Source organism: Pseudomonas sp. SJZ080 (assembly GCF_007828295.1).
Taxonomy (GTDB): domain Bacteria; phylum Pseudomonadota; class Gammaproteobacteria; order Pseudomonadales; family Pseudomonadaceae; genus Aquipseudomonas; species Aquipseudomonas migulae_A.
The window spans coordinates 1-10314 of sequence record NZ_VIUK01000054.1 but is presented as its reverse complement, the minus strand read 5'-3'; the positions used below and the strand labels follow the sequence as shown (position 1 = coordinate 10314).

The following is a 10314-nucleotide window of genomic DNA, read 5'->3' as shown; positions in this document are numbered from 1 at the left end:
GGTTCTGCGCAGTGGGCAACCCGGCAGGGATGCCGGGTTAGCCGCCCCCGGCCATGGATGGCCGATGGCGGCGGGCCCACGGAGCAGGACCGGAGTGAGGGAATGGCGAGCCTTCGCGAGCCACCGTACGTCAGGGGCGCAGGCGCTTGGTTACTTGGCGCTCTTCCAAGTAACCCGCTGTAAGAGCGGAACCAATAGCCGCCGTTACCGCAGCAACGGATATGTACCCCGTTCAGGGCTTCAGCGGAAACTCCATATCACGATCTGACAGCTCTTTCCCATCATCGGGGTGCTTCCAGGTCGGCGTCGAACGCTTCTGCCGCTCGATCTCTTCTTCCGTCGGTTCATCCATGTCTTCTTCATCCGGATCCGGACGCTTTTGTTCAGTTGCCATGCTTACCTCTCTTCCTAAGGGATCAGTCATCAACTTTAAGCGTAGAACAGTTTCGCCCCCCCGGCTCAAAGCCACCAGCGCAGCAAAAAGAAAAACCCCATGCTCAACAGCATGCTGAGCAAGGTATTGCGGGTGTACAGCACCAGCCCCACCGCCACCAGCGAACTGATCAGATACGGGTTGTCCCACTGCAAGTTCAGCTGCTTGTCCGGCATAAACACTATCGGGCCGCAAATCGCGGTCAGCATGCCCGGCACCGCAAAACCGAGAAACTGCCGGGCATTGCTGCTCAGGCGCAGCGGCAGGCGCGGTTCGAGAAACACGTAGCGGTTGAGGAACACCAGAATCCCCATACCGACAATCACTGCCCAAACCATCATGTGCGCCCACCATAAAATTTATTGCAGACAAAGCCCGCCGTCATGCCCGCCAATCCCGAGAGCACCAGCGCCGAGCCCCATTGCCAATAGCTGAACAACACCGAGCAGAACAACGACACCGCCACGCAGACCACCGTCGGTACGTTACGCACCACCGGGGTGATCAGGGCAATGAAGGTCGCGGCGATGGAGAAATCCAGGCCCAGATGCTCCAGCCCCGGAATGCTGCTGCCGAGCACAATGCCGGCAAGGGTGAAGAGGTTCCAGGCGATGTAAAACGTCAGGCCGACGCCCAGGGCATACCAGCGATTGAACTGCTGTTTGTCATGCTGACTGGTCAGGGCAAACAACTCGTCGGTGAGCAAAAAGCCCAACCCTGCACGCCAGCGCCCCGGCAGCGGCGAAATCACCGAGCGCATGCTCATGCCATAGAGCAAATGCTGGGAGGTCAGCAGCAGCGTGGTCAGCAGAATCGAAAAAATCCCGGCACCGCCCTTGAGCATGCCGATGGCCACCAGTTGCGCCGCGCCGGCAAACACGATGCTCGACAACCCCTGGCCTTGCAGCGGTGTGAGGTTGGCTTCGATGGCCATGGAACCGGCGAGCAATCCCCACGGCGCGGTCGCCAGGGACAACGGCATGATCGCCGCGGCGCCGCGAAGAAACGCGCTGCGCGGCAGGAGTGAATTGGACATAACGCTCGACAACCAGAGAAAGACGTCAGACTGTGCCAGCAGTTGCCGCCGATGGCTTGAACAATCTTGCGCACTGCAGCGAATGGCAGGATGCGCGCCGGGTTCGCTGATTTTCGTGATTAACGCCCCGCCCGAGTACCATGGAGCCATCGCATAACGTGTCAGGGAGTCGACATGCTTTACCGAATCGCCGCCGACGGGCTGGTGCTGTTTCACCTGTTGTTCATTCTGTTCGTGCTGTTCGGCGGGCTGCTGGTGCTCAAATGGCATCACTTGGTCTGGTTGCACCTGCCGGCCGCCGCGTGGGGCGTGTGTGTGGAGTTTTTCCATTTGTTCTGCCCGCTGACGGACTGGGAAAACCGCATGCGCCACGCCGCCGGGCAAACCGGCTATGGCGGTGGTTTCATTGAGCACTACGTGTGGCCGGTCATTTACCCGGCGGGCCTGACACCGGCGATTCAACTGGGACTCGGCAGCGTGGTGCTGGCGCTCAACGTGCTGGTCTATCTTCGGTTGTTCAGGTTGCGCAAATTACGCCGGGCCGCCTGAACAATCTCCTCTGAGGATCTGCACATGTTGTCGATTGAAGACCTGGCATTGCTGCAAGCCATTCGGGAAACCGGCAGCCTGTCGCGAGCGGCGGCGCATCTGGGCAAGGCGCCGTCGACGGTGTCCTATGCGGCGCGGCAACTGGAAGAGCGTTTCGACGCGCTGCTGTTCGACCGACGCCGCTACCGTCTGCAGCTCACCCCCGCCGGGGAGCTGCTGGTGAACGAAGCGGCGCGGCTGATGCAGGACGTCTCACGCCTGACCCAACGGGTGCAACAAGTGGCCAACGGCTGGGAGAGCCGGCTGTGGATCGTCACCGACAAACTGCTGGAATTCGACGCCTTGATCCCGGTGATTCACGAGTTCGACGCGCTGCAATCCGGCGTACCGCTGCGCATCACCCAGGAAGTATTGAAAGGTGTATGGGAAGCCCTGCGCGAGGGCCGGGCGGACCTGATCATCGGCGCCACCAACGAACCGCCGGCGATCCCTTCCTTGCGCTGGATGCAATTGGGGGAAATGGAATGGGTGTTTGCCGTCTCGTCCAGGCATCCGCTGGCCAGGGCTAAGGAACCGATTTCCCGGGCAACGGTGACGCAGCACCGAGCGATCGTCGTGGCGGATTCATCCAGAGCCACCGAAGGCAGCACCTATGACGTTTCCGGTGGGCAACCGGTGCTCGCCGTGCCGACCATGCGCGCGAAAATCCTCGCCCAGTGCGACGGCCTCGACGTGGGTTGGCTGCCCCGGCATCGGGTTGCCTCGTTGCTGAAGAACGGCACGCTGGTCGAGAAACAGATGGCCGATCCGCGCGAGCCAAACATTCTGTACGCCGGCTGGCGCGGCGATCATGACGGCCGCGCCCTGGGCTGGTGGCTGGAAAAACTCAAGCAATCGTACCTGGCGACCAGGCTGGTCCAGGGCAGCGACCGGTTCGTCTGAACCGGCACACTCAGTTGGCAATGACGCTCATGTTCCGGCCGCTGGCCTTGGCGACATAAAGTGCCTTGTCGGCGGCACCAATCAAGTCGTCAGCCTGGGCTTGCGAGGCCGGATCGTAAGCGGCGACGCCCAGGCTGACCGTCACCACGCCTTCCGCACCTTCACTGTGGCGAATACCGGCATGCAGCACCGCGCGACGGATTTTTTCCGCCACCAGAAACGCCCCGACATAGTCGGTTCCGGGGAGCACCACCGCAAACTCTTCGCCGCCGTAGCGAGCCGCAAGGTCCCCGGGGCGCTGGATATTATCGGTGATGATCGCACTGATATTGCGCAGACACTCATCACCGGCCAAGTGACCGTAGTTATCATTGAACAGTTTGAAGTGATCGACATCAATCATCAGCAAGGCGAGGCTGGTCAGGCTGCGTCTGGCGCGACCGATTTCCGAGTGAATGAACAGATCGAACTGACGGCGGTTGGACAGCCCCGTCAACGCGTCCTCCAGGGCCAACAGTTCCAGGCTGCGATTGACCTCGATCAGTTTTTCCTGGGCATCCAGCAACTGGTTCTGGATGCGGTTCTGCTGCTTCATCAGATTGATCAGACGATAACCCAGCACTCCCACAAAACCCAGCAGCAGCGCGACGATGCCCGCACTGAGCAAGGATTCCTCACGCCAGCCGGCCAGGACTTCATTCTTGTCGAGCGCGGCGAAAACGATCAGCGGATACCCCTCGACCCGGCGAAACCCCACCACCCGCACAACGCCATCCATCACGGACCTGACCGTTGCCGTGCCTGAACTGCCCATGGGCAACAACTGTTTGAACAGCGGGCTGTTGGCGATGCTGGTGCCGATTTCCGCTTCATTGAACGGCCGGCGAACGATAATGGTGGCGTCGTCGGCGATCAGATTGATCACGCCGTTGCGGCCCATGTCGATGCTGTCGTACAGGGACAGAAAATGGCTGAGATAGATCGTCGCCAGCGCCACACCGGCAAAACGGCCGTCGGCGTGATTGATCCTGCGCGACACTGTCATGATCCATTCGTCGCTGGAGCGGCTTTTGATCGCCGGACCGATGTGCGGCCCACGGTCGGGATGATCGCGATGGTAGATGAAATACTCACGGTCGGCGTTGTTGGCATCGGACACGACCGCACCATTGGAATTGGCAATCCAGCGCCCCTGCTCGTCATAGACGAACATGCCGTGCAATTGTCTCAGCTCACTGCGTTGGGCACTGAGCAAGCGCTCCAGGTGAGGCAATCGGGCCGACTCGAAGCCGTCGGTTTCCAGGCGTTCCACCAGCGTAAACAGCAACGTGTCGGCTTGCTTGATCGTCGCCTGCGCTTGCGAGGCCAGGGTCTGCGCAAGGTTGGACATCGCCACTTCTTTGTCATGCAGATGGTACTGGCGCGAGTTCCAGGCTTCCCAGATCACGATGGCGATCATGGACAGGCACACAGCGAGAAGCAAAACCACTGCGGAGCGGACCTTGAGCCTTGCCCCCGCCTCGGTCACCAGGGACACGCCGTGGCGGGATTGTTCGATTCGCTCTTTGACGGACGGATGCCCCATGACGCTCCCTGATTCTTGATGAGTGGCGACTGATCCCGTTCGCCTTTTTATTATCACGACGCCTCAACGATACACCGGTCAGCGTGGCGTCTGTTTCAATGCCTCAAGCCACGCAGGGTTCAATTGCGTCTGTTCGGTCTCGATGCCCAGCGCCTCCATCCGCGCCTTGTGCAGGTCCATTTCGCGAACCAGTTGGCTGTGATCACTGGAGTTGCCGTCCAGCTCATGCATCTGGCTCAACCCAAGATGATAGAAGCGCAACAGCTTCATGGCCCCTGGATCATCCTTCTCCACCGCCGCCGTCACCTGATGCATGACGTTGGTGATGCTCATCAGGCTGCGCTTGAGCTGCCAGCCGTACACGGCGGGCGCCATCCATTCCTGATTCCAGAACGTGCCGCGCATCAGTGCCACCATCAATAGCACCGCGACAAACACGCCACCCACGTTGAAGCGTAGATTGTCGCCCCCGGGTTCGCCGAACATCGCCACCGCCGCGGTCGACAGCACCATCGCCAGCGCCAGGAAAACCAGGGCGATGATGATCGTGCTGCGGCGTGTCTGGCGTCGATAGACTTCGGGGTTCTGCGGCTGGATTTCGAACATCGCGACGGGTTTCCTCAGGTGGCATCGGCAAAAAGACTGCGAGGCATTATCGCCTCTGCGGCGGATTTAGCTATGCTGGGGCTCCTTTTCATCTTTTCATCGTCAAAGGGGAACATGGCGATAGTGCGCAGTTCGTGCCATCTTCTTTTATGGATACATACTATTCGGATGTCATGCGTCCTCGGCGGGTGACATCGTTTTAAGGATCATTGAATGTCCCAACGACAAGTAATCAACGCTTCGGTCAGCCCGAAAGGCAGCCTGGAAACCCTCTCTCAACGTGAAGTACAGCAACTGAGCGAAGCCGGATCCGGCAGCACATACACCCTCTTCCGCCAGTGCGCCCTGGCCATCCTCAATACCGGCGCCCATGTCGATAACGCCAAGACCATCCTCGAAGCCTACAAAGACTTCGAAATCCGTATCCACCAGCAGGACCGCGGCGTGCGCCTGGAATTGCTGAACGCCCCGGCCGACGCCTTCGTCGACGGCGAAATGATCGCCAGCACCCGGGAAATGCTGTTCAGCGCCCTGCGCGACATCGTCTACACCGAAAACGAACTCGATGCCCAGCGCATCGACCTGAGCACTTCCCAGGGCATCAGCGACTACGTGTTCCATCTGCTGCGCAACGCCCGCACCCTGCGCCCCGGCGTCGAGCCGAAGATCGTGGTGTGCTGGGGCGGCCACTCGATCAACACCGAAGAATACAAATACACCAAGAAAGTCGGCCACGAACTGGGCCTGCGCAGCCTGGACATCTGCACCGGTTGCGGCCCGGGCGTGATGAAAGGTCCGATGAAAGGCGCGACCATCGCCCACGCCAAGCAGCGCATCCACGGCGGTCGCTACCTCGGCCTGACCGAGCCGGGCATCATCGCCGCCGAAGCACCGAACCCGATCGTCAACGAGCTGGTGATCCTGCCGGACATCGAAAAACGTCTGGAAGCGTTCGTGCGCGTGGGCCACGGCATCATCATTTTCCCGGGTGGCGCAGGCACGGCCGAAGAGTTCCTCTACCTGCTCGGCATCCTGATGCACCCGGATAACGAGGGCCTGCCCTTCCCCGTCGTCCTCACCGGGCCGAAGCACGCCGCGCCGTATCTGGAGCAACTGGACGCGTTCGTCGGCGCCACCCTGGGTGAAGCGGCGAAGCAACATTACGAGATCATCATCGACGACCCGGCTGAGGTTGCACGGCAGATGACCGCCGGTCTCAAAGCGGTGAAACAGTTCCGCCGCGAGCGCAATGACGCGTTCCATTTCAACTGGCTGCTGAAGATCGACGAAGGCTTCCAGCGCCCGTTCGATCCGACTCACGAAAACATGGCCAACCTGAAACTCAGCCGCAACCTGCCGGCTCACGAGCTGGCCGCCAACCTGCGTCGCGCGTTCTCCGGCATCGTCGCCGGCAACGTCAAGGACAAGGGCATCCGCCTGATCGAACAGCACGGGCCGTATCAGATTCGTGGCGATGCGGCGGTGATGCAGCCGCTGGATCAACTGCTGAAAGCCTTCGTCGCCCAGCACCGGATGAAGCTGCCAGGCGGTGCGGCGTATGTGCCGTGTTACCAGGTGGTTGCATAAGGCTGACGACAACCGGATCTATGGTTAACGCAAAACCTGTAGGAGCCGGCTTGCTGGCGATTGGCCCTCGAGACATGAGTCGCTCTCTCGGACGCCATCGCTAGCAAGCCAGCTCCTACAGTTGGGCGGTGTGTGCCGCCGGTGCCACGATCAACCGCCCTGGTTGCCGCACTCTGCAAACTTGCTGTAATCCAGCACTTTCTGCGTGCCGCTGGAATCCAGGTACGTCATCCGCGCGTTGACGACCCCGCAATGGCTGCCGCCGTCTTCTACCGTTGCAACAACCTTCTTGATGTCCAGATGGGTGGCCGCGGCGTGCGTCTGCGCCTGGGTCTGCACATCGGCATGGGCGGAAAACGCCGCGACGTTCAGGATGGCAAAAAAGCTGGCAGCGAAGAGTTTGTTCCAGTTCATGGTGATGTCCTCAAGGTTTCAATGGGTAGTGGTGTGAGGCAAGTCGTCTTGTCTCAATGGAACCCATTCAATCAATCCGAGGTATCTGCCATGTGTCGTCTAACCGGGGCTTTTAAGGCGTAAGGTGTCACACAGGGCGCCCGATACACTTCGATACACCCGTCCCCGAAAAATGTTGCCGTGTATACCAATGTATCTATTACATCCTCAGATACAGTGAGATACAAAGACCGGCAGGCAGCAGCGGCGCGGCTCCCTAGAATGCGCAACCTGCGAATAACAAGAGGGTTGAGTGATGGAACATGTGAACCACATCCTGATCGTCGACGACGATCGCGAGATTCGCGAGCTGGTCGGCAATTACCTGAAGAAAAACGGCCTGCGCACCACGGTGGTTGCCGATGGCCGGCAGATGCGCAGTTTTCTGGAAGCCAATCAGGTGGACCTGATCGTGCTGGACATCATGATGCCTGGCGATGACGGCCTGTTGCTGTGCCGCGAATTGCGCTCGGGCAAGCACAAGGCCACACCGATCCTGATGCTCACCGCACGCAACGACGAAACGGACCGCATCCTTGGCCTGGAAATGGGCGCCGACGACTACCTGACCAAACCCTTCGCTGCTCGCGAACTGCTGGCCCGGATCAATGCCGTGCTGCGCCGCACCCGGATGCTGCCGCCCAACCTGCTAATCACCGAAAGCGGTCGATTGCTGGGTTTCGGTCGCTGGCGCCTGGACACCACCGCCCGGCACCTGCTGGATGAAGACGGCACCATGGTCGCCCTCAGCGGCGCCGAATATCGACTGCTGCGCGTGTTTCTCGATCATCCGCAACGGGTGCTCAGCCGCGACCAGTTGCTGAACCTGACCCAGGGTCGCGACGCCGACCTGTTCGACCGTTCCATCGATTTGCTGGTGAGCCGCCTGCGTCAACGGCTGATGGATGATTCGCGGGAATCGACCTACATCAAAACCGTGCGAAGTGAAGGCTACGTGTTTTCCTACCCGGTGGAATTGCTCGGCGCCGAGTCCTGAGGTTCTGCACCAGAGGAGATTTCTCGTAGGACTTTTGTATCCGTCTGTATAGGGAAGCATGGCGGATACGAAGACATCGATTTCGAGGCGTTCAAGCACACATCATCGATACACCCGAGCGTTTAACTGAGTTCACCGGATAGCAGCAGCTACCGACTCACTCAAACTCAAGCGCAAGGAGAATCACCCATGTTCAACTTCTCGAAAGTCTCGTCTCTGGCACTCGGTCTGGCACTGGTCGGCGGTCTCGGCCTGTCGAACCTGGCCTCGGCCAACACCGTGAGCGTCGCGTCCCACAGCCAGGTCCAGCAACTGCTGGTGGAAGGTGGTTCAGATCGCCTGCAACAGAATCGTGTGGCTGAAGGTGGTGCCGATCGCCTGCAAGAGCTGCGTGAACGTGTGGCTGAAGGTGGCTCTGATCGCCTGATCGAAAATCGCGTCGCTGAAGGTGGGGCGGATCGTCTGCAGGAACTGCGCGAACGCGTGGCACTGGTCAGCCCGGGCAACGCCATACGCGGCGGTATGGTGGTCGCCGAAAACCGCGCCGAGTTCGGTTCGAAATATCAGCGGTATTGATTACACGTTGATCCGCAATCCCCCAAGCCCGGAGCCCCCGGGCTTTTTTTGCCTGATCGTTTTCCACCATTGCGAGCGATACGCATAAATCCTGAGTTCTGACGCAAAAGCCCGACGATTGCGCGGGACAGTTGCAACAGGTGCGTACTAAGATTTGCGCTTCATTTCATCAAGGACGATTCATGAAGCGCTTGGCCGGTTGTCTGCTGACTTTCCTGACGTTCACTGCGGTCGCGGCAGACCTGAACATGCTCACCGACAACCATCCGCCCCTGCATTTTCAGCAGGGCAACGCGCTGGTGGGGTTTGGTGTAGATGTGGTACAGGCGCTGGCCGACACCGCTGGCGATCAGGTGCACTTCCAACGGGTGCCGTTACTGCGGGCCTTGCACTTGGCCAACACCGAGCCCGCCACCGGGGTGTTCACCGTGTTTCGTACCGCCGAGCGTGAAAGCCAGTATCAGTGGGTCGGTCCGTTGATGGACGTGGAAACCGCACTGTTCTCCACGGGCAGCTCCCGGCAACCGGTGCGTAGTTTGTTGGAGGCCGGCCGTCAGGGCCGGATTGCCGTTCCGCGAAAATGGCTGATCTACAGCTACTTGCAAAAACAGAGCGTGAGCAACCTGTACGGCGTGGAAACACCCGAACAAATGATGCGACTGGCGCGACTGGGCCGCACCGAATTTGTGGTGGCCGACACGCTGTCCGTCGCCAACTTGGCCCGTGAGGAAGGTTTGTCACCCGAGCAGTTGCATTATCAGATTCCATTGATGAAGCAAGCCATCTACATCGCCTTTTCACCGCTGACCGATGCACGGCAGGTTGCACGCTGGCAGCAGGCGCTGGACGAGATGAGCCGGGACGGACGCCTGGAGCACATCAAGCAGCGTTGGCTGGTGGATCGTACGCCGCGCTGACGGCGGATCAACGTTCTCGATAACGACTATGCGTCAGGGTGTTTTTTCATCGTGAAGCGCCAGCACTAGAGTGGGCTCATCTTCTTCCCACGCTTCTGGAGCTACATCATGAAAAGCATTATCGGTCTTGGTTTCGCCCTGTCGGTTCTTGGTGCTACGTCGGCTATTGCTGCGCCTCACGCTACTTTGCCAGTGGTTGTGGCAGCGGCGAAGGTCAGTCAACCGGCTACGTTGAATGTGAATACTGTCGATGTTGATCATAAAGATGGTCAGGCGAGCACACTTTACGTGGCTGAAAACCGTCCTGAGTTTGGTTCGAAGTATCAGCGTTATTGATTGGCGGGTTTGTGCTGTTTTGGAATGGGGAACCTCGGGGGGATTGGTCTTTCCGGGGTTTTTCTTTGTTTGTTTGTTTGTTTGGGGGGGCATATCCGTTTTTGTGGTAACGGCTGCTATTGGTTCCGCTCTTACAGCGGGTCACTTGGAAAAGCCCCAAGTAACCAAGGGCTTTTGCCCCTTTCGCTCGGTGCCTCGCTAAGGCTCGGCATGCCCTCCTTCCGGTCCTGCTCCGTGGGCCCGCCGCCATCGGCCATCCATGGCCGGGGGCGGCTAACCCGGCATCCTTGCCGGGTT

Annotated in this window: 13 protein-coding genes; 7 read left to right on the top strand and 6 right to left on the bottom strand. The window is 59.7% G+C overall.

What is annotated here, in order from left to right; translation table 11 throughout:
- Positions 1-232: 232 nt before the first annotated feature.
- The 3 genes from FBY04_RS32515 to FBY04_RS32005 all read right to left on the bottom strand — a co-directional run bounded on the left by FBY04_RS32515 (position 233) and on the right by FBY04_RS32005 (position 1469).
- A complete protein-coding gene (locus FBY04_RS32515) occupies positions 233-394 on the bottom strand; it encodes a hypothetical protein (RefSeq protein WP_167362930.1) in 162 nt (53 codons plus the stop codon).
- A gap of 65 nt (positions 395-459) precedes the next feature.
- A complete protein-coding gene (locus tag FBY04_RS32010; protein WP_167362959.1) occupies positions 460-771 on the bottom strand; it encodes an AzlD domain-containing protein in 312 nt (103 codons plus the stop codon).
- Positions 771-1469: an AzlC family ABC transporter permease gene (locus FBY04_RS32005; RefSeq protein ID WP_084321536.1), complete on the bottom strand. Its 699-nt coding sequence runs from the start codon at positions 1467-1469 to the stop codon at positions 771-773. The genes FBY04_RS32010 and FBY04_RS32005 overlap by 1 nt, the downstream gene beginning before the upstream one ends.
- Positions 1470-1643: 174 nt before the next feature.
- Here FBY04_RS32005 and FBY04_RS32000 point away from each other — a divergent pair, with 174 nt between their 5' ends.
- Both FBY04_RS32000 and FBY04_RS31995 read left to right on the top strand, forming a co-directional pair.
- A complete protein-coding gene (locus FBY04_RS32000; RefSeq protein ID WP_145319667.1) occupies positions 1644-2018 on the top strand; it encodes a DUF2784 domain-containing protein in 375 nt (124 codons plus the stop codon).
- Between the two features lie 24 nt (positions 2019-2042).
- Entirely contained in the window at positions 2043-2960 is a 918-nt protein-coding gene (locus FBY04_RS31995; RefSeq protein WP_145319664.1) for a LysR family transcriptional regulator, read from the top strand.
- Positions 2961-2970: 10 nt separating this feature from the next.
- On the opposite strand, the gene FBY04_RS31990 is transcribed toward FBY04_RS31995, so the two are convergent.
- Both FBY04_RS31990 and FBY04_RS31985 read right to left on the bottom strand, forming a co-directional pair.
- Positions 2971-4545 (bottom strand): diguanylate cyclase, encoded by a 1575-nt coding sequence (locus tag FBY04_RS31990; RefSeq protein WP_145319661.1) that lies wholly within the window; start codon positions 4543-4545, stop codon positions 2971-2973.
- Positions 4546-4623: 78 nt separating this feature from the next.
- A complete protein-coding gene (locus FBY04_RS31985; protein ID WP_084321540.1) occupies positions 4624-5151 on the bottom strand; it encodes a DUF3087 domain-containing protein in 528 nt (175 codons plus the stop codon).
- 213 nt (positions 5152-5364) lie between these two features.
- Between FBY04_RS31985 and ppnN the strand changes: the two genes are divergently transcribed.
- The gene (gene ppnN / locus FBY04_RS31980; protein ID WP_084321541.1) at positions 5365-6738 is read left to right on the top strand and encodes a nucleotide 5'-monophosphate nucleosidase PpnN; all 1374 of its coding nucleotides are present in this window, start codon (positions 5365-5367) and stop codon (positions 6736-6738) included.
- A 150-nt stretch (positions 6739-6888) separates the two neighbouring features.
- Here ppnN and FBY04_RS31975 read toward each other — a convergent pair whose 3' ends face one another.
- A complete protein-coding gene (locus FBY04_RS31975; RefSeq protein ID WP_145319658.1) occupies positions 6889-7152 on the bottom strand; it encodes a DUF2790 domain-containing protein in 264 nt (87 codons plus the stop codon).
- A gap of 295 nt (positions 7153-7447) precedes the next feature.
- Here FBY04_RS31975 and FBY04_RS31970 point away from each other — a divergent pair, with 295 nt between their 5' ends.
- The 4 genes from FBY04_RS31970 to FBY04_RS31955 all read left to right on the top strand — a co-directional run bounded on the left by FBY04_RS31970 (position 7448) and on the right by FBY04_RS31955 (position 10017).
- On the top strand, positions 7448-8188 hold the full coding sequence (locus tag FBY04_RS31970; protein ID WP_145319656.1) for a response regulator: 741 nt from the start codon (positions 7448-7450) through the stop codon (positions 8186-8188).
- Positions 8189-8377: 189 nt separating this feature from the next.
- Positions 8378-8764, top strand: a complete 387-nt coding sequence (locus tag FBY04_RS31965) for a hypothetical protein (protein ID WP_145319653.1) — start codon at positions 8378-8380, stop codon at positions 8762-8764.
- A 182-nt stretch (positions 8765-8946) separates the two neighbouring features.
- On the top strand, positions 8947-9681 hold the full coding sequence (locus tag FBY04_RS31960) for an ABC transporter substrate-binding protein (RefSeq protein ID WP_084321544.1): 735 nt from the start codon (positions 8947-8949) through the stop codon (positions 9679-9681).
- 108 nt (positions 9682-9789) lie between these two features.
- Entirely contained in the window at positions 9790-10017 is a 228-nt protein-coding gene (locus tag FBY04_RS31955; RefSeq protein ID WP_145319650.1) for a hypothetical protein, read from the top strand.
- Positions 10018-10314 lie beyond the last annotated feature (297 nt).

Excerpts from the sequence above, each read along its gene's own strand:
- FBY04_RS31985 (WP_084321540.1), bottom strand. The coding sequence starts at position 5,151 with ATGTTCGAAATCCAGCCGCAGAACCCCGAAGTCTATCGACGCCAGACA.
- FBY04_RS32000 (WP_145319667.1), top strand. The coding sequence starts at position 1,644 with ATGCTTTACCGAATCGCCGCCGACGGGCTGGTGCTGTTTCACCTGTTG.
- FBY04_RS32515 (WP_167362930.1), bottom strand. The coding sequence starts at position 394 with ATGGCAACTGAACAAAAGCGTCCGGATCCGGATGAAGAAGACATGGAT.
- FBY04_RS31990 (WP_145319661.1), bottom strand. The coding sequence starts at position 4,545 with ATGGGGCATCCGTCCGTCAAAGAGCGAATCGAACAATCCCGCCACGGC.
- FBY04_RS31960 (WP_084321544.1), top strand. The coding sequence starts at position 8,947 with ATGAAGCGCTTGGCCGGTTGTCTGCTGACTTTCCTGACGTTCACTGCG.
- FBY04_RS32010 (WP_167362959.1), bottom strand. The coding sequence starts at position 771 with ATGGTTTGGGCAGTGATTGTCGGTATGGGGATTCTGGTGTTCCTCAAC.
- FBY04_RS31970 (WP_145319656.1), top strand. The coding sequence starts at position 7,448 with ATGGAACATGTGAACCACATCCTGATCGTCGACGACGATCGCGAGATT.
- FBY04_RS31975 (WP_145319658.1), bottom strand. The coding sequence starts at position 7,152 with ATGAACTGGAACAAACTCTTCGCTGCCAGCTTTTTTGCCATCCTGAAC.
- FBY04_RS32005 (WP_084321536.1), bottom strand. The coding sequence starts at position 1,469 with ATGTCCAATTCACTCCTGCCGCGCAGCGCGTTTCTTCGCGGCGCCGCG.
- ppnN (WP_084321541.1), top strand. The coding sequence starts at position 5,365 with ATGTCCCAACGACAAGTAATCAACGCTTCGGTCAGCCCGAAAGGCAGC.
- FBY04_RS31965 (WP_145319653.1), top strand. The coding sequence starts at position 8,378 with ATGTTCAACTTCTCGAAAGTCTCGTCTCTGGCACTCGGTCTGGCACTG.
- FBY04_RS31995 (WP_145319664.1), top strand. The coding sequence starts at position 2,043 with ATGTTGTCGATTGAAGACCTGGCATTGCTGCAAGCCATTCGGGAAACC.
- FBY04_RS31955 (WP_145319650.1), top strand. The coding sequence starts at position 9,790 with ATGAAAAGCATTATCGGTCTTGGTTTCGCCCTGTCGGTTCTTGGTGCT.